This window comes from Halopseudomonas oceani (assembly GCF_963677335.1).
Classification (GTDB): Bacteria; Pseudomonadota; Gammaproteobacteria; order Pseudomonadales; family Pseudomonadaceae; genus Halopseudomonas; species Halopseudomonas oceani.
Genome location: NZ_OY781932.1, coordinates 82190 through 100989, shown reverse-complemented (window position 1 = coordinate 100989; position 18800 = coordinate 82190). Strand labels below are relative to the sequence as shown.

The 18800-nt window shown below is 62.5% G+C and carries 12 protein-coding genes; 8 read left to right on the top strand and 4 right to left on the bottom strand.

Annotation, left to right across the window (positions count from 1 at the left end; genetic code table 11):
* Positions 1-47 precede the first annotated feature (47 nt).
* Positions 48-2573 (bottom strand): bifunctional diguanylate cyclase/phosphodiesterase, encoded by a 2526-nt coding sequence (locus tag ACKPCU_RS00415; protein ID WP_321349105.1) that lies wholly within the window; start codon positions 2571-2573, stop codon positions 48-50.
* 184 nt (positions 2574-2757) lie between these two features.
* Between ACKPCU_RS00415 and ACKPCU_RS00410 the strand changes: the two genes are divergently transcribed.
* The 7 genes from ACKPCU_RS00410 to cydC all read left to right on the top strand — a co-directional run bounded on the left by ACKPCU_RS00410 (position 2758) and on the right by cydC (position 10171).
* On the top strand, positions 2758-3117 hold the full coding sequence (locus tag ACKPCU_RS00410; protein WP_321349104.1) for a CidA/LrgA family protein: 360 nt from the start codon (positions 2758-2760) through the stop codon (positions 3115-3117).
* A complete protein-coding gene (locus tag ACKPCU_RS00405; RefSeq protein WP_104738098.1) occupies positions 3114-3836 on the top strand; it encodes an LrgB family protein in 723 nt (240 codons plus the stop codon). Before ACKPCU_RS00410 ends, ACKPCU_RS00405 begins: the two co-directional genes overlap by 4 nt.
* A 180-nt stretch (positions 3837-4016) precedes the next feature.
* On the top strand, positions 4017-5573 hold the full coding sequence (locus ACKPCU_RS00400) for a cytochrome ubiquinol oxidase subunit I (protein WP_321349103.1): 1557 nt from the start codon (positions 4017-4019) through the stop codon (positions 5571-5573).
* Positions 5573-6712 carry a cytochrome d ubiquinol oxidase subunit II gene (gene cydB / locus ACKPCU_RS00395; RefSeq protein WP_321351905.1) on the top strand — a complete coding sequence of 380 codons (1140 nt, stop codon included), beginning with the start codon at positions 5573-5575 and terminating at the stop codon, positions 6710-6712. Before ACKPCU_RS00400 ends, cydB begins: the two co-directional genes overlap by 1 nt.
* 16 nt (positions 6713-6728) lie before the next feature.
* A complete protein-coding gene (gene cydX, locus ACKPCU_RS00390; protein WP_096004427.1) occupies positions 6729-6842 on the top strand; it encodes a cytochrome bd-I oxidase subunit CydX in 114 nt (37 codons plus the stop codon).
* Positions 6820-8544 carry a thiol reductant ABC exporter subunit CydD gene (gene cydD, locus ACKPCU_RS00385; protein ID WP_321349102.1) on the top strand — a complete coding sequence of 575 codons (1725 nt, stop codon included), beginning with the start codon at positions 6820-6822 and terminating at the stop codon, positions 8542-8544. The genes cydX and cydD overlap by 23 nt, the downstream gene beginning before the upstream one ends.
* The gene (cydC, locus tag ACKPCU_RS00380) at positions 8537-10171 is read left to right on the top strand and encodes a thiol reductant ABC exporter subunit CydC (protein WP_321349101.1); all 1635 of its coding nucleotides are present in this window, start codon (positions 8537-8539) and stop codon (positions 10169-10171) included. The genes cydD and cydC overlap by 8 nt, the downstream gene beginning before the upstream one ends.
* Before the next feature lie 134 nt (positions 10172-10305).
* On the opposite strand, the gene ACKPCU_RS00375 is transcribed toward cydC, so the two are convergent.
* Positions 10306-13590, bottom strand: a complete 3285-nt coding sequence (locus ACKPCU_RS00375; RefSeq protein WP_321349100.1) for an acetyl-CoA carboxylase family protein — start codon at positions 13588-13590, stop codon at positions 10306-10308.
* A 3-nt stretch (positions 13591-13593) separates the two neighbouring features.
* Entirely contained in the window at positions 13594-15294 is a 1701-nt protein-coding gene (locus tag ACKPCU_RS00370) for an AMP-binding protein (protein WP_321349099.1), read from the bottom strand.
* Between the two features lie 154 nt (positions 15295-15448).
* On the opposite strand from ACKPCU_RS00370, the gene ACKPCU_RS00365 reads away from it, so the two are divergent.
* Positions 15449-16399 (top strand): LysR family transcriptional regulator, encoded by a 951-nt coding sequence (locus ACKPCU_RS00365; RefSeq protein WP_104738102.1) that lies wholly within the window; start codon positions 15449-15451, stop codon positions 16397-16399.
* On the opposite strand, the gene ACKPCU_RS00360 is transcribed toward ACKPCU_RS00365, so the two are convergent.
* A complete protein-coding gene (locus tag ACKPCU_RS00360) occupies positions 16354-18753 on the bottom strand; it encodes a penicillin-binding protein 1A (RefSeq protein ID WP_321349098.1) in 2400 nt (799 codons plus the stop codon). The two genes, ACKPCU_RS00365 and ACKPCU_RS00360, sit on opposite strands and share 46 nt — an antisense overlap.
* Between the last annotated feature and the right edge of the window lie 47 nt (positions 18754-18800).

The window sequence follows — 18800 nt, the reverse complement described above, 5'->3', positions numbered from 1 at the left end:
GGCTGACGCGGCCTTTGCTACATTTTGCCGCGCTGTGGGGCGCCGCGTCAGGGCAGGATGGCAGCCGAATTTTGGCTCGCCAGCAGGGTTTCGGCGCTGGCGCAGTCCAGCGGCTGCCCCCAAAGAAAGCCTTGGATTGCCTCGCACTCCAGCTGTTGCAGCAACTGGAGCTGCCTGGCAGTTTCCACCCCTTCGGCCAGGGTGCTGATGCCGAGGTTGTGTGCCATCTGAATGATGCTGCGGACCATGTCGGCGCTGCCCTGGTCGTGGTCGATGTCTTGCACGAAACTGCGGTCGATCTTCAGGGTGTCGACCGGGAAGTGGCGCAGCTGTGCCAGAGAAGAAAATCCGGTGCCAAAGTCGTCAATTGCCAGCCGCACGCCGAGCTGACGCAGGCTGCTCAACTGCAGGCGCGCCTGCGCCGGGTCTTCCATGGCCGTGCCTTCGGTCAGCTCAAGTTCCAGACACTCAGGGGGAATCTGGTAGCTTTCCAGTAGCTCAGCAATTTGTTCGGCAAGGTCGGTACTGCGGAATTGTACCGCGGACAGATTGATCGCGAGGAGGGTGTCGAGACCCTTATGGCGCCACCGCGCCAGTTGAGCCAGGCCCTGCTTGAGTACCCAATGGCCAATCTGGGCGATCTGACCGCTGCTCTCGGCAACGGGTATGAATTCCGCCGGAGAGATGCTGCCCAGAGTCGGATGCTGCCAGCGTAGCAGCACCTCAAAGCCAGTCAGGCGTTGCCCCACCAGTGCCCACTGGGGCTGGTAGTAAAGGCAGAGTTCACTGCGTTCAATCGCGGTGCGCAGCGCGTTTTCCAGCTCCATCAGACGCGACATACGTGCCTGCAGGTCGGCGGTATAGAACTGCACATTGTTGCGCCCGCGCTGTTTGGCCAGATACATGGCCGCGTCGGCATGCTGCACCAGGCTTTCCAGGTTATCGCTGTCGTTGGGGTACAAGGCGATGCCGATTGAGGCGCTGGTGGTGGTGACGTGGTTGCCAAAATGCAACGGCTTGAGCAGATCGCCGAGCAGACGCTGCGCGGCGTGCATCGCGCCCTGCGCTTCGATATCAGGCAGGGCGAGGATAAACTCGTCGCCCCCCAGGCGCGACAGGATGTCTTCGGTGCGCAGATGCGGCCGCAGTCGCTCGGCGACGGCGCAGAGCAGTTGGTCGCCAGCGCGATGTCCCAGGGTGTCGTTGATGTGCTTGAAATGATCAAGGTCGATCAACAACAACGCCACCGATTGCTGGTGGCGTCGCGCCTGGCCGAGTGCCAGCGTTACCCGCTGTCGGAATAGGGTCTGGTTGGGCAGTCCGGTCAGGGAGTCGAAGTGTGCCAGGTGAAGGATGCGCTCTTCCTGCTGTTTTAGCAGGCTGACGTCGCGCACCAGCAACACATGCCCGTTGGGGCAGCCGCCGAGCTTGCGGGCAGATACGGATAACTGCAGCCACAGCGCTTGTCCGGGCCGCTCGAGGATAAAAGGCTGGCTCTGTGCATAGCCGCGCTTGCTGGCGTTGCGCATGGTTTGCCTGCATTGCTGCAGCAGGTCGCCGCTCAACAACTCTGGCATTGACTTACCAATCATCTGTTTTGGGTCGACCTTCAGTCTGGCGTCGGCCGAGGCATGACAATTGATGATGCGCTCTCGCTCATCCAGTTCGAACAGCATGTCAGGAATGGCATCAAAGGTGGCCTGAAGCTGAGCACGAGAGCGAATCAGCTGGTCATACGGCTGCTCGATGGCTTCGACAAAGATGCCCTTGTACAACAACCAGTAGGCAATCACCTTGAACACATGGCCCAGCAGGTTGAACTGATCGGTGACGCTGGTATACAGGGTAAAACAGAGTTCGCCCAGCGCCATCGCCAGCGAGGCGCAGAATAGCGCGGTGACGTTGAACGGCTGCGGCTTGCGCATGCTGCGCCAGAAGCAGCAGGCGGTGAACAGGTGAACGGCAATCAGCAGGTATTCGAGGCTGACTTTGTAGGCGGTCAGCCCCTGCCCACCGACAAAGGTGCGTGGCAGCAGGTACGGATGCCTGAACACCATGAGGTATACCATCGTCACCGCAAACAGGCTGAGGCCGAGGATCGCCCAGCGTTCGAAGCTATGACCGGACGCTTTCCATGGTCGCAGTGCAACCCAGAGCATGGTTCCGGCGGCCATGCCGCGTGCCGCCAGCCAGAAGTTGATGGCCTTTTCCGGGTCCGCCGGGGTGATAAAGACGGGCATGCCTTGAAACGACAGCATATGGCTGAAATCGAGCAGTGCGACCCCGGCAAAGCCGCAGGCCAGGCTCAGCAGGGTGTCGGTCTTGAGACGCCGGTAGCAGGCCCAACTGATGGCAAACACTAGCGATGCAGCGATGATGGCCAGTGTTTCCAATAGCATGTGCAGAGGCAGATAACTGGCCGGATCGTGCAGCCATTGGATGGGCGGCAGCCATGCCACCGCGACCAGTGCCAGGCACATTGCGCCAAGCAGCAGAACGGCCCGGCGCAGGCCGATTCTGTGGCTGGAGTCGCGGCTGGAGAACAGCCACAGGTGGCGCAACGGGATTGGCATGAACTCGGTACAACACCTGATTCGGGTATACGTAACGGGGGGCTACCTTATCAGTGCTTTGTCGATTGTCCATTGACCTAGGTCGGTATTTGCCCGAAAGATGCGTTTTTGGTTGTCTGGCACTAGGCACTGGGAGGCCGAGTGTTTACCCTTTCAGGGTCTCTATCCTGCTGGATTCAAATCAATGCTCTTACGCGGAATGACCTGGCTGGTGTTCTTCCAGTTGCTGGGCACTGGACTCAATGTCCTGCTGTTGCCGTTTCTCCCTGGGCCGATCATCGGCATGCTGCTGATGGTGGTGTATTTGAGCGTGCGCGGCGGTGTGAGTGAGTCGATCAGCCTGGCCGCCAGCGGGCTGCTGACCTATCTGCCGCTGATTCTGGTGCCACCGGCTGTGGGCGTCATGGCTTATGGTACCCAGATCATGGCTGACGCTACCGCAATCTTGGTGACGCTTGGCGTGTCACTGGCCGTCAGTCTGCCGTTCTGTGGCTGGCTGATGCAAAAAATGATTGAGCGGCAGGATCGGAGGAAGGGTCAATGAGCGGCACACTGTCCGATGCCTGGCAGGCGATTGTTGCCCATCCGTTGTTTTGGGTAGGCGCGACGCTGGCGGCTTATCAGTTCGGGCTGGCGCTGTACCAGCGTACCCGGCTGGCGGTGTTTCATCCGGTGCTGGTATCGACTCCGGTTCTGGTGCTGGCCATCTGGCTGGCCGGTGAGGACTACCCGCACTACCGCGACGCAGTGCAGCCGCTGCTGGTGTTACTGGGTCCGGCGACTGTTGCGTTGGCTGTGCCCCTATACATGAACCTCAGACGTATTCGCAGCTATCTGGTGCCAGTGCTGACTTGCCTGCTGGTAGGGGGCACGGTTGCGACCGTGCTGACGATCCTGCTGGCCTGGGCGCTGGGTGCCGAGAATATGATCATGATGACGCTGGCGCCCAAGTCGGTAACCTCGCCAATCGCGATGCTGGTAGCCGAGCAGATTGGCGGTGTTGCCGCGCTGGCGGCAGTGTTCGTGATGTTCACCGGCGTGTTGGGGGCTATCTTCGGGCCGATGTTGCTGCGCGTTTGCGGGGTAGATCACCCGGCGGCTTGGGGCATGGCGATGGGCCTTACCGCGCATGCAGTCGGCACCTCGCGAGCGCTGGAGCAGGGCGAAGAGGCCGGGGCCTTTGCGGCACTGGCGATGAGTCTGATGGGTACGGCAACGGCGTTGTTGTTGCCGCTGGCGGTATCCATCTGGATGATGTGGTAGGCAAACCGTCGGCCGGACGCAGTTTTCTGGACTAATCTGCGTTCTGCTTGCTGTGCGTCAATTCGCCCAATCGCCGCAGGAGCGATGATTGCGGCACACTGTAGCGGCAGTCTTGGGTAACCGGGCCTGTCTGCAGTGCCGAATTGACCTGATGATGACTTCTCCGAGCGGAGTACGCAGATGGATATCGTAGAGCTCTCCCGAATGCAGTTCGCCTTGACGGCGATGATTCACTTCTTGTTTGTCCCCCTGACGCTAGGTATGGCTTTCCTGCTGGCGATCATGGAGTCGGTCTATGTGATGACCGGCAAAACCATTTACCGCGACATGACCCAGTTCTGGGGCAAGTTGTTCGGTATCAACTTCGCGCTGGGGGTTACCACTGGCCTTGCGATGGAGTTCCAGTTTGGTACCAACTGGTCCTACTACTCGCATTACGTCGGGGATATCTTCGGTGCGCCGCTGGCGATCGAGGCCCTGATGGCCTTCTTCCTCGAGTCCACTCTGTTCGGTCTGTTCTTCTTTGGCTGGGAGCGCATGAGCAAGGTCAAGCACTTGGCGGTGACTTGGCTGATGGCCCTGGGGACCAACTTGTCGGCGCTGTGGATTTTGGTTGCCAACGGCTGGATGCAGCATCCGGTGGGCTCGGAGTTCAATATCGAGACCATGCGCATGGAGTTGACCGACTTCGCTGAGGTACTGCTCAACCCGGTCGCCCAGGTTAAGTTCGTCCACACCGTTTCTGCAGGCTATGTGACTGGCTCCATTTTCATGTTGGCGATTTCCAGTTACTACCTGCTCAAGGGCCGCGATCTGGCCTTTGCCCGCCGCAGCTTTGCCATTGCCTCAGCTTTCGGGTTGGCTAGCGCGCTGTCGGTCATCGTGCTGGGCGACGAGTCCGGTTACGAAGTTGGCGAGGTACAGCAGGTCAAGCTGGCGGCCGTTGAGGCCGAGTGGGAAACCCAGGTTCCGCCTGCCTCCTTTACGCTGTTCGGCATTCCCAACGAGCAAACGCAGCGCACCGACTATGCGCTGAAAATTCCGGCGGTACTCGGCCTGATCGCGACCCGCTCGCTGGACGAAGAGGTCAAGGGTCTGCAGCAGATCAAAGAAGAGAACCTGCAGCGCATTATCCGCGGGCAGGAAGCTTACGACCTGATGCAGCGCATTCGCGCTGGCGACAAGTCCTCTGCCACGGTTGATCGCTTCAACGAGGTGCGTGTTGATCTCGGCTTCGGTCTGCTGCTGAGCGGCTACACCGATGATGTACTGAACGCAACTCCGGAAGAAATCGCCAACGCGGTTGAGGCGACCGTGCCGAAGGTCTGGCCGCTGTTCTGGAGCTTCCGGGTCATGGTTGCCTGCGGCTTCCTGATGCTGCTGCTGTTTGCCTGCGCCTTCTGGCACAGCGCACGCCGCACTGTCGACAAGCCGAAGTGGCTGCTCAAGTTTGCCGTGTTCAGCCTGCCGCTGCCGTGGATCGCGAGTGAAATGGGCTGGTTCGTCGCCGAGTACGGCCGTCAGCCGTGGGCCATCGGTGAGATCCTGCCGACCCACCTGGCTGTGTCGCAACTGAGTCCCGGCGATGTGCTGTTTACCCTGATTTCGATCGCCGTGCTCTACAGCATCTTCGTGATCATCGAGATCTGGCTGATGACCAAGTACGCGCGCAAGGGGCCGTCGAGCCTGCACACCGGTCGCTATGACCTGGAAACTGCCGAAGCACAGGAGGCCTGATCATGGATTATGAAGCATTACGGTTTATCTGGTGGCTGCTGATCGGGGTTCTGCTGATTGGCTTTGTGGTAACCGATGGTTTTGACATGGGTGTTGCTGCGCTGCTGAAGGTTATCGGCAAGAACAACGACGAGCGCCGGGTGATGATCAACTCGATTGCGCCGCACTGGGACGGTAACCAGGTCTGGCTTGTTACCGCTGGTGGCGCGTTGTTCGCAGCCTGGCCAACGGTCTACGCCGCCTCATTCAGTGGCTTTTATATCGCCATGATGTTGACCTTGTTTGCGTTGTTCCTGCGCCCGCTGGCGTTTGAATACCGCTCCAAGATTGATAACGAGCAATGGCGCAGCCGCTGGGACTGGGCTCTGACCGCCGGTTCAGCCGTTCCTGCACTGATCTTTGGTGTGGCGTTTGGCAACCTGCTGCAAGGCGTACCGTTTCACTTTGATGATTTGCTTCGGTTGAAATACACCGGCAGCTTCTGGGCACTGCTCAACCCGTTTGCGCTGCTGGCCGGCGTGCTGAGTCTGCTGATGATCGTCAACCACGGTGCGACCTACCTGCAGCTCAAGACCGAAGGGCAGATCAAGGCCCGCGCTGAGGCGATCTCGTCACTGATGGCACTGGCCTGTGCGGTGGTGTTCGTCATGGCCGGGATCTGGCTGTGGCTGGGTGTTGATGGTTACATCGTCACCAGCGTGATCGACACCAATGGCGGTAACCGCACCATTGAGAAGACAGTGGAAGTGGCTTCTGGTGCCTGGTTCACCAACTATGGCAAGGTGCCGCTGCTCTGGGCCGTACCGGCGCTTGGCGTGATCTGCTTCGTGCTCTGTGCGCTGTTCAGCAAGGCGCGGGCGCACGCCATGGCGTTTGTCAGCTCCGGGCTGGCGATGGCGATGGTGCTGGTCACTACCGGCATCAGCATGTTCCCCTTCGTCATGCCGTCCTCAAGCATGCCTAACCACAGTCTGACTATGTGGGACGCAACCGCCAGTGAAAGCACGCTGTTCATCATGTTCTGGGTGGCCTGTGTGTTTGTTCCGCTGATTCTTGGCTACACCGCTTGGGGCTACTTCGTGATGCGCGGCCGTTTGAACGAGCAGCATATTCGCGACAACACTCACAGCCTGTACTGAAGGGAAGGACAATACTATGTGGTATTTCACCTGGATTCTCGGCGTACTGCTGGCCTCTGCGTTTGGCATCGTCAACGCGATGTGGCTGGAACTCAATGGCTACGTAGGTGAAGAAGATCAAGTCGACTGAGATTGATCCGCGTACCGCCAGCGGCTGGTTGACCCAGCTGCTGGCACCGCAGGCTTCCCTACTCAATCTGGCCCTGCTGTTCGCGTTGGCGGCGGCGGGGCTTTTTGTCTGGCAGTGCTGGCTGCTGGCCCGGCTGTTTTCCGGCTGGCTGGTAGCCTGGCAACAAGGTGGGTTGGGCGAGACGCAGGCGCAGTTGCTGGCCGCGTTGCTGCCCTGGCTGGCGCTCTGCCTGATTGTGCGTCCGCTGCTGCAGTACGGCCGCGAGCAGGCCAGTCAATTGGCCAGCCTGCGCGCCCGCGGCGAGCTGCGCCGCACATTGTTGCAGCGTCTGGCGGCGCTGGGGCCTGCGCGGGCGCAACTGGGCGCTGACGCAGAGCTCGGCAGCCGCTTGTTGGAGCAGGTTGAAGCGCTGGATGGCTATATCAGCCGCTACCGGGTGCAGCGCCAGCTGGTGTTGTTGGTCCCCGTGTTGTTGGTCATCTGCACCGCTGTATTTAGCCCCTTGGCGGCGGTGCTGTTGCTGCTGACGGCACCGCTTGTTCCGGTGTTCATGATTTTGCTGGGCAAGGCCGCGGCATCTGCCAGTCAGCGCCAGTTCGTCGCGCTCGCGCGGATGAGCGGGCGCTTCAGCGATCTGCTGCGTGGCAGCTGGACGCTGCGCCATCTGGGCGCACTGCCTGCGGCCGAGGCGGAAGTGGAAACCGCCGCCGAGCACTATCGTGCCGGCACCATGCGGGTGCTGCGCATGGCATTTCTCTCAGGCGCTGTCCTAGAGTTGTTTTCCTCGCTGGCGATCGCGCTGGTGGCACTTTACCTGGGTCTTGGGCTGCTCGGCATTTTGCCCTGGGCCAAGGGTGAGATTCCGGTTCCCTATCTGGGCGCGTTGTTCATTCTGCTGCTGGCGCCGGAGTTTTATGCGCCGTTGCGTCAACTCGGCGCGGATTACCACGCCAAGGCGGAAGCCGAAGGCGCGATGACCGAGCTGCTGCCGCTGCTCAATCAACAGGTGTGGGCGCATCCGGGGCGTGAGCCGGTGACGCTCAGCGCCGCGCCGCGTATCGACTGTCATCAACTGGCAATTGAGGGGCGCTTGGCCCCACTTGAGCTGAGCTTGCGGCCCGCCGAGAGGGTGGTTTTGCAGGGCGCCAGTGGCAGCGGCAAGTCTAGCCTGCTGGAGGCGCTGTTGGGGTTTGTGCCTTGGCAGGGTGAGTTGCTGGTCAATGGTCACTCGCTGCTGGATCTGTCGCGACCCGACTGGCTGAGGCACGTTGGTTATCTGGCCCAGCAGGTACCGATACTGCACGGCAGCATTGCCGATAACTTGCGCCTTGCCGCGCCCACGGCCACTGACGCAGAGCTGATCGCAGTGCTGGAGCAGGTCGCTCTCTGGCCGTTGATTCGCCAACTGCCGAAGGGGCTGGAGACCGAGCTGGGCGAGCGCGGGCTGGGGCTGTCGGGCGGGCAGCTGAGCCGGCTGGCGCTGGCGCGGTTGCTGCTGCGCGATACCCCGGTCTGGCTGCTGGATGAGCCGACGGCCCATCTGGATGCGGATACCGCCGAGTTGATCCATGCGCTACTGGAGCGCCTGAGTCAGGGGCGCACACTGCTGCTGGTCAGCCACGATTTGCAGGGACTGGACTGGGCTGACCGGGTGGTGACGCTCGGCCAGCCTGAGCAACGCCGGGAGGCTGCCGATGTCTGAGCAACCCATTCGTCTGCGGACTCTGCTGCGCAGTCGCCTCGGGCAGTGGAATTTGGCGCTGTTTCTCGGCGCGGTGACGCTGTTGTCAGCAATTGGCCTGTTGGCCACCTCCGGCTGGTTTATCAGCGCGGCGGCGCTGGCCGGGCTGGCCACGGTAGCGGCCTACGGCTTCGATTACTTCCGCCCGGCAGCCATCATCCGCTTCTTCGCCATTGCTCGTACCGCAGGGCGTTACGCCGAACGGCTGGCTTCACACAACGCCGCACTGGCCCTGCTCAAGGATCTGCGTGCGCGCCTGTTCGCCCGAGTTGCAGGGCAGCGCCGGCTCACACCGGCGGCGCGCTCGGCGATTGCCATGCACCGGCTGGTAGCCGATATCGATCTGCTCGATTTTTTCCCGCTACGCTTTGTTGCCCCCTGGTTCTGGGCATCGGTGCTGACGCTGCTGGTGCTTGGTTGGTTGGCTCTGCTCGACACCTCGCTGGCGGTTGCCGCGCTGCCGGGGCTGCTGCTGGCCTGGCTGGTGGTGCCGATGCTCGGTGGCCGACTGGCTGCCCGCCTGGCCCGCCGTGATGCCGAACTGGCCGAACAGCGCCGCGAGTTTCTGCTCGACCGTCTGCAGCTGCTGACCTCCTTGCTGCTGTGGCAGCGCTGGGACGATCAGCAGGCGGCGTTTCTGCAGCAGGATGATGCCTGGCTGCAGCAGCGCCTGCGACAGCAGAAATTGGTCAGTTTGACGGCGCTGGGGCAGCAACTGGGCCTGGCGCTGGCGTTGCTCGCGGTGCTCTGGCAGGGCCATGCGCTGTTGCAGCAGGGGGCGTTGTCGGTGCCCTGGCTGCTGGCCGCGCTGCTGTCGGTAATGGGGCTGGCCGAAGCCCTGCTGCCGCTGGCGGCGAGTTTTATTTCGCTGGGCTTCAGCCAGGCGGCGCGAGATCGGTTGAATCAGCTGACCGCCGCCGAGACCGACCTTGCCGGCACCGCAACCGCGTTGCCTGAGCAGTCACTTAGCCTGGTGCTGTCTGGCCTTAGCGCCAGAATGCCCGGCGCGCTGAACGGCCCGGAAAACGTGTCCATCGCCCTGCAACAGGGCGACGTGCTGCTGATCGAGGGGCCGTCCGGCGGCGGCAAGAGCACCCTGCTGCAGGTGCTGGCGGGTGAGCCGCTGGCGTTCACTGGTGAACGGTTGATTAACGGGCAGGGCTTTGAGCATTGGAATCTGCGTGAGCTTATCGGCTACCTGCCGCAGCAGCTGGATATCTTCGACATGACACTGGCGCAGAATCTGCGCTTGGCTGATCCCAAGGCCAGTGACGAGGCCCTCTGGCAGGTGTTGGATGATGTCGCGCTGGCTGATTGGGTGCGCGGGCGCAAGCATGGCCTGAACACCACGCTGGGCGAGTTTGGTGCCAAGGTATCCGGTGGGCAGGCGCGGCGTATCGCCTCGGCCCGTCTGCTACTGACCAAGCGACCTTTGCTGCTGCTGGATGAACCCTTTGCCGGGCTGGATGCCGAGACCCGCGAGCGAGTGCTGGCATCCCTGCTGCGTCGGCGCGAGCAGGGCATTATCGTGATTGTCAGCCACCAGCAGGTGGCGGTCCCGGAGGCTCGCCACCTGCTGATTGGCTAGAGGGCCGGGGCCATTTTTCGGCCATGCTGCGTCGTCGGGCGCTTATGTGGCATGACCACACTGCACTCCCTCCGCCTTGCCGGCCGGAAAATAGCCTCCGGCAGGCAGGCGAACGAAACAGCAACAGTCCCTAGTTACCAGGTATCAACGAACGGACGGGTGCCCTTCTTCAGCGCTTCGTCCGGGGCCGAGTGCAGGCCACGCATCAGCCAGTCGCGGGTTTCCAGCGGGTCGATCACGGCGTCGATCTCAAGGAAACTGGCCATGCTGATGCCCTTGCCGCGCTGGTACAGCTCGGCGACCAGTTTCTCGAAGGTCGCCTGACGTTCGCCCTCGTCCTCGATGGCGGCCAGCTCCTTCGAGTAGCCGAGGCGCACCGCGCCTTCCAGGCCCATCGCACCAAACTCGCTGCTCGGCCAGCCGATGGTGAACATCGGTGCGTGGAAGCTGCCCGCGGCCATTGCCTGCGCGCCCAGGCCGTAGCCCTTGCGCAGCACCACGGTGAAGAACGGGATGCTCAGGCTGGCGGCGGTGACGAACATGCGCGAGACGTGGCGCACGGTGCCCTGCTGCTCGGCATCCGGGCCGACCATAAAGCCGGGGGTGTCGCACAGCGAGACCATGGGCAGGCCGTGGGCCTGACACAGCTGCATGAAGCGCGCCGCCTTGTCACCAGAGACGGCATCAATGGCGCCGCCCAGATGCATCGGGTTGTTGGCGATCAGGCCGAAGGCGCGGCCCTCGATACGAATCAGCGCGGTGATCAGCCCCGGCGCAAACTCGCGGCGCAGCTCCAGCACAGAATCTCGGTCGGCCAGTGTCTCGATCACCTTGCGGATGTCGTACACGCGCAGGCGGTTTTCCGGAATCAGGTGGCGCAGCTCGCGCTGGTCCGCCGCTTCCCAGTCCGTCAGATCGCCCTGGAAGTAGGACAGGTACTGCTTGGCCACCGCGGTGGCCTCGGCTTCGTCCTGCACCCGCACGTCGATCACCCCGTTCGGGCCGTGCATGCTGGTCGGGCCAACCTGCTCCGGGGTAAAGCGGCCGAGGCCGCCGCCCTCGATCATCGCCGGCCCGGCCATGCCGATGGTGGCGTTCTCGGTGGCGATGATTACGTCGCAGCAGCCGAGCAGCGCGGCGTTACCGGCGAAGCAGCGGCCGGAAACGATGCCGACGGTGGGTACCATGCCGGACAGCCGCGCCATGCGCATGAAGGTGGTGCAGTCCAGTCCGGCCACGCCAACCTTGTCGATGTCGCCCGGGCGACCGCCGCCGCCTTCGGTGAAGAACACCAGCGGCAGCTTCCACTGCTCGGCCAGCTCGAGCATGCGGTCGGTCTTCTTGTGGTTGGTGACGCCCTGGGTGCCGGCGAACACCGTGTAGTCGTAGGACAGCGCCATGCAGCGGGCGGCGTGTTCGCCGAACTTGTCGGCATTGATGGTACCGATGCCGTTGATCAGGCCATCCGCCGGGCTCATCTTCAGCAGCTCTTCGTGCGTGCGGCGCGAGCGCTGGGCGGCGAGGGCAAAGCCGCCGTACTCGATAAAACTGCCGTCGTCGAGCAGGTCGGCGAGGTTCTCGCGGGCGGTGCGCTGGCCGGTCTTGCGGCGCTTGGCGACGGCCTCCGGGCGGCGCTCGTCGGTCAGCTCGGCGCGGCGCTCCAGCACTTCCTGCAGGTCGGCGCGGATATGGTCGATGGCGACGGTCTCTTCGTCCTGCTGGGCATTACCTGCGACTTCGGCGGGCTCCAGATAGAGCAGGGCGCTACCCTCGAACAGGCTGTCGCCGGGATTGGCTGCCAGTGCGCGGACGATGCCGCTCTGGGGTGCCTTGACCACGAATTCCATCTTCATGGCTTCCATGATCGCGACCTGCTGGCCAACGGCGACGCTGTCGCCAACCTGTACATCCAGACTGACCAGCACGCCCTGTACCGGCGCGTTCAGTGGCTCGGTGCCGACCGGAGCGTCGGTCTGCGCGCTGCTGGTAGCTGCGCTACTTGCGCTGCCTTGGAAGAAACGGTGCGGGTGGGCGCTGGCGTGGGCGGCGGTCAGGCTGGCGGCTTCGGCTTCGATAAAGGCGGTGGATACGTCGTTGCTCTGCACCTGCGGGTGCTGTAACAGGTTCTGCAGCAGATGCAGGTTGCTGGCGGCGCCCTCCAGACGGAATTCGCACAGCGCACGGTAGGCGCGGCGCAGGGTGTTCGGATAGTCACCGCCCGCGTGCACGATCAGCTTGGCCAGCAGGGAGTCGTAGCGCGGGCTGGTGGTGTAGCCGGCGTAGCCGTAGCCATCGACGCGGATGCCCGGCCCACTGGGCGGCTGATAGGCGCTGAGCGTGCCACCGGCCGGGCGGGTGCTGCCGTCGGCGGCCATGCTTTCCAGATTGATGCGCAGCTGCACGGCAAAGCCGCGGGCGGCGGGGATGCCGGCCTGGGTCAGGCCCAGTTCCGCCAGCGTCTTGCCGGCGGCGAGCTGAATCTGCGTTACCGCCAGATCCAGACCGGTCACCGCCTCGGTTACCGTATGTTCAACCTGAATGCGCGGGTTGGCTTCCATAAACACGAAGTCGCCGCGCTCCTCGTCGAGCAGAAACTCGACGGTACACAGGCCGCGGTAGCCAACCGCGCGGGTCAGGGTGCAGGCGGCGGCGTGCAGTTGCTCGCGCACAGCCGGATCAAGGCTCGGCGCCGGGGCCACTTCCAGCAGCTTCTGGTTGCGGCGTTGCAGCGTGCAGTCGCGCTCCCAGACATGGGCAACTTCAGTTCCGTCGCCAATGATCTGCACTTCGATATGACGGGCGCGGCGGATCAGCCGTTCGACATACAGATCGCCACGGCCAAAGGCGGCGGTGGCCTCGGAGCTGCAGCGGGCGAAGGCGTCGTCCAGCTCGGCAAGGTCGTGCACCGCGCGCATGCCGCGCCCGCCGCCGCCAGCCAAGGCTTTCAGCATCACCGCTGCGCCGTCGCCGAGCGACTGCATAAAGTCGCGGGCCTGCTCCAGCGTGGTCGGCTCGTTGGTGCCCTGGGTCAGGGGCACACCCTGCTGCTGCGCCAGTCGACGCGCGCTGGCCTTGTCGCCGAAGGTATCGAGCACTTCCGGGGCTGGGCCAATAAAGGTGATACCGGCCTGCTCACAGGCGCGGGCGAAGTCGGCGTTCTCGCTGAGAAAACCGTAGCCGGGGTGGATCGCATCGCAATTTTGCTCCTTGGCGATGCGGATCAGCTGGGCTGCGTCCAGATAGGCGGCAACGCCCTGGCCCCGCAAGGCGATGGCCTGATCGGCGCTGCGTACATGCAGCGACTGGGCGTCATCTTCGGCGTACATGGCGACGCTCTCGGCGCCGCAGTCAGCGATGGCGCGAGCGAGGCGAATGGCGATTTCGCCACGGTTGGCGATGAGAATGCGGTTGAATGCCATGGGTTAGTTGATCCAGTCCTGTAGTTCCTGTTTTTTGACCTTGCCGGTCGCGGTCATCGGCAGTGTATCGACCAGCCGAATCTCCGGCACCTTGTAGATCGCCATTGCCTGTTTGCACCAGTCGCGCAGCGACTCGGCATCGGCGTGGCTGCCGGGCTTGGTGATGATGAAGGCAAGGGGCGTTTGGCCGCGCTGCGGATCGGGCTTGCCGATGACCGCTGAGGCGAGAATGTCCGGGTGCTGGCCGAGCATGGCTTCCAGTTCGCTGGGAAACACACTCATGCCGTTGACCTTGAGCATTTCCTTGCGCCGGCCGAGGTAGCGGATAAAGCCCTGCTCGGTGATCACGCCGCTGTCGCCGGTATGTAGCCAGCCGCCGTCGCGCAGTGCTTCGGCGCTGGCGTCGGGTTTGTTCCAGTAGCCCTTGAGCAGCGACGGACTGCGCAGACACAGCTCACCTTCGCTACCCAGCGGCAGCAGCGCACCGGTCTCGAAGTCGCAGACCTTGAACTCGGTACCGGGCACCGGCAGGCCGACAAAGGTGGGCTCGGATTTCAGATCGAAGTCGTCATTCTGCAGGCCGGCGGTAAAGGTGTCGCAGGTGTGGGTTTCGGTCATGCCGAAGCTGGTTTCGAACAGGGTGCAGCCGGTCAGCTCACGCCAGCGGCGGCGGTATTCCGGGGTCAGCTTCTTGATGAAGGAGACGCAACTGGTGGTCTCGAGCGAGCTGAAGTCAAACTCGCCGACCTGCGGGTGATCGAGCACCTCGGAGGCGCTGTCGACCAGCAGACCGGTCTGGGTAACCCGATAGTGTTGCACGGCGCTCATAAAGGTCAGCGCGTTCCAGCGGGCCAGCAACACCAGCGTGGTGCCGGCGAACACGGGAAACAGCAGGCCGGAGTTCTCGCCGGCGATCCAGAACTCCGGCATGAAGTTCAGGCCGATGCGCTCTTCGTCGAAGCCCATAGCGGCGGGCATGAAGCTGGCACAGGTGTAGAGCATGTCACCGTGGGTATGAATGCAGCCCTTCGGCAGGCCGGTGGTGCCGCCGGTGTAGTTGAGCGCGGCGGTGTCGTCCAGACTCAGCCTGGGCAGGTTCTGCGGTGCGGGATCTGTGGCGGCCAGTGCGGACATCAGGTCGATGCTGTCAGTGACCGGCAGTTTGGGGGCCTGTAGCAGGTCCGGTACCGGGATCGGCGGCTGCGCCGGGCAGAGTTCGGACAGGCTGGTGGAAAACACCTGCTCCAGCGCGGTCTGCTCGCGAATCTCGCGTACCACCGGTAGCAGCTGGTCGAAGCAGATGATGGCGCGGGCGCCACAATCGTCGAGCTGGTAGCTCAGCTCCATGCCCTTGGCCATCGGGCTGACCGGGGCGTGGATCGCGCCCATCTTGAGGATGCCGTAGAAAGCGATATGCAGCTGCGGGCAGTTGGGCATGAACACCGCTACTCGATCGCCGGGACGAATACCTTGGGCCTGCAGCAGGGCGGCGCAGCGGTTGCTCAGGTCATCCAGCTCCGCGTAGGTCAGTTGGTGGCCATAGAAATGCACGGCAACCCGGTCCGGTGTGGTGCGCGCCCAGTGGGAGAGGTATTCGGTCAGCGGACGTTCGCCCTGCGGGTAGACCGTTGTGGTCGGTTTGCCTGCCGGCCAGACCTTGGCCTGAATCGCCTTGAGGGTGTCGAGATAGTCCTGCTCGTGCATGTCCGTGCCTCTTGCTGTTGTTATCGCTCAAGCTTAGGAGCTGTCGAGGCGGATAAGAAGCGATCAATATTCATTCAGAACCATGATTGCTATTCATGGTTTGGCTGCAAGCGCGTAACCTCGGGCCTATAGCCCATGGTGTAGGTGTTTGTTGATGAGTGAAAAGAATGATTCCCCATCATTGGCCCGGATTGACCTCAATCTGTTTCGGGTATTTGAGGTGGTTTACCGCGAGCGTAACCTGACCCGTGCGGCGGCGGTGCTGCATGTCAGCCAGTCCGCGGTCAGCCACTCGCTGGCACGGCTGCGTGAGCACTTTTCCGATCCGCTGTTCGTACGCGAAGGCCGCGGCGTAACCCCGACCGCCGCGGCAATGCGGCTGGCGCCCGGGATTATCGACAGTCTGAGTCGACTGCAGCAAAGCCTGGGCTATCTGCAGCAGTTTGATCCGCAGGAGGATGCCCGTACCTTTACTATTAGCCTGCCGGAACAGCTTGAACCAGTTTTGATCCCGCCACTGATGACCCGGCTACGTGAACTGGCGCCGCGCAGCCGGGTACGCACCGTGGGTGTGCGCTGGTCTGAGCTGAAGCTGGAATTGGCGGCTGGAAGAATTGATCTGGCGGTGCAGATCGCGCGGCCTGCCGATGCCAGTCTGCGGCAGATGCAGCTGGTCAAGGAGCCGCTCTGTGTGGTGGCGGGGCCGCAGTTTGAGGGCGAGCTGACGGCCGACAGTTACATGGCTGCCGAGCACATTGCGGTGGCGTCCTGGCGGCGAGGGCTGTCCTATGAGGATCTGGCGCTGGGGCATTTGGGCCTGATGCGCAATGTGGTGCAGCAGTGCCAGAGTTATCAGGCGGCGAGTCTGGTGGTAGCGCAGACGCCATTGCTGCTGACCATGTCGCGGCGTCACGCAGAGCTGATCAATAGACCGCTGGGTAATCGGCTGCTGGACATGCCATTGCCGCTACCGGAGATTGGTCTGACGCTTTACTGGCACAAGGGCATGGAGCATGACCCGGTCAACCGCTGGTTGCGGCGCCAGGTCCATGCGTTGGCTCAGAACAACTCGAGTGGCGAGACGCTGCCGTCGCCATTGCTGTAGCTACCCATCTCCAGCTCGCTATAGGGCGGCGGCGCTTCTTCCTGCTTGAAGATTTCCATGAAAGCGCCGTCGGTACCGGGCGGCGCGCTGCGGCCGGTGGTCGGGTCTATGCGCGCGGTGACAAGGCCTCTCGGCATGCGGGGTAAGTTTTCAGGAACCCCCTCCAGCGCCGGGCCCATGAACCGCATCCAGATTGGCAGCGCAGCGGTGCCACCGTACTCGCGGCGACCAAGGGTGGCCGGTTGGTCGAAGCCCACCCAGACCGTGGCTACCAGGTCCGGATTGAATCCGGAGAACCAGGCGTCCTTCTGGTCGTTGGTGGTGCCGGTTTTTCCGGCCAGGTCGTTACGTCCCAGCGCGCGGGCGCGGACGGCGGTACCACGCCGCACGACATCCCGCAGCATGCTGTCGAGCTGATAGATGGTGCGCGCATCGACGATACGCTCTGCGGCAGAGGGCTCGTCTGATTGCTCTGCCTCCATTCGCTCGGCGTAGGCTTGCAGGCGCGCGGTCTGTTCTTCCGTCAGCTCGGGTGTTACCGCCGGCCGGGCGTAGTCGATCAGCTTGCCGTAGCGGTCTTCGATGCGTTCGATCAGGTAGGGTTTGACCGCATAGCCGCCGTTGGCGAAAGCGGTGTAGCCCTGAGCAATCTGGAGCGGTGTCAGCTCGGGGGTGCCGAGCGAAGCGGACAGGTTGCGGGGTAGCTCCTGGCGGCTGAAGCCAAATCGTTCGATATAGCTCAGCGCCTTATCGACACCTAGGTCCTGCATCAGACGGATAGATACCAGGTTGCGTGAGCGGTACAACGCTTCGCGCAGGCGGATTGGGCCGAGGAAGTCACCGCCCGAGTTTTGCGGGCGCCAGATCGAATCAAGGTAGTCGTCGACGAAAATCAGTGGTGCGTCGTTGACCATGCTGGCCGGGTTGTAGCCGTTGTCCAGCGCTGCGCAGTACAGGAAGGGCTTGAAGCTGGAGCCTGGCTGGCGGCGTGCCTGGGTAACCCGGTTGTAATTGCTTTGCAGGAACGAGAAACCCCCAATCAATGCCTTGATTGCGCCGTCATGCGGGCCAAGCACGACCAGCGCGCTCTGTGCCTCTGGTATCTGCGCCAGACCGAAATTATCGCCTTCGAGGCGGGTCACGCGAATGATGTCACCTGGCTGGAGCACATCCGAGGGCTTGCTTGGGCGCGGTCCCATGCCGTTCGCGCTAAGATAGGGGCGAGCCCACCTCATATCGTCCCAGGCAATGATGCCGGCCTGCTCGCGCCGCAGGCGTATCTCGACATTGTCGTCGTTCACTGCAGCGACGAGGGCGGGCTCAAGCCCGCCAGTGCTGCGGTAGCCGTTCAGCAGAGACAGGCCCTGCTCCAGCGTGATGTCGGGGTTGCGTGACTCCGGGCCCCGGTAGCCATGACGGCGATCGTATTCCTGCAGGCCGTCGCGCAAGGCGCTGTTGGCCATTTCTTGCAAGCGGCTGTCGACAGTTGTGTAGACGTTGAACCCCTGAGTGTAGGCGTCGTTACCGTAGCGCTCGACCATTTCCAGACGCGCCATTTCAGCGATGTAGGGCGCCTCCATCTCCGGGTTGGCGCCGTGGTTGCGTGCGGTAATTGGGGTGGCGACAGCATCGCGATAGCTGGCTTCATCTATGTAGCCAAGCGTCAGCATGCGATCAAGAATCCAGTCGCGACGTACCTTGGTGCGTTCGGGGTTGGCAATCGGATTGTAGCGTGAGGGGGCCTTGGGCAGGCCGGCGATCATTGCCAGGTCCGCGAGCGGCAGCTCGTTGATCGACTTGCCGTAATAGACCTGGGCCGCGGCCTCAATGCCATAGGCGCGATTGCCGAGATAGATTTTGTTCACATACAGTTCGAAGATTTCCTGCTTACTGAGGTTGCGTTCGATCTGAAGAGCGAGCAGGATTTCGTTCAGCTTGCGTGAGAACACGCGTTTGCTGGACAGGAAATAGTTTTTTGCGACCTGCATGGTGATGGTGCTGCCGCCGGTCTGAATGTGGCCGGTCTGAACCAGCTCTGCTGCAGCCCGCAACAGCCCCATCGGGTCAACGCCGTGGTGATTCAGGAAGTTGTCATCTTCCGCGGCAAGCAGTGCATGGACGAAGTCCGGCGGAATCTGTTCGTAATTGATTGGGAACCGGCGCATTTCGCCGAACTCTGCAATCAGTCGGTTATCTGTGCTATATATCCGCAACGGAGTCTGCAGTTCGACGTCACGGAGGGACTCGACGTCAGGAAGCGATGGGCTCAAATAGAGCGCAACGCCGCTGAGAACCATGGCTGGGGCGCATGCCAGCGCTAGGGCTGACCAAAATAAAAACTTCAGCAGTCGCATAAGGGATGCGGAATTCCCTGATTAATTAGAACGTTAGCAGGATTGCT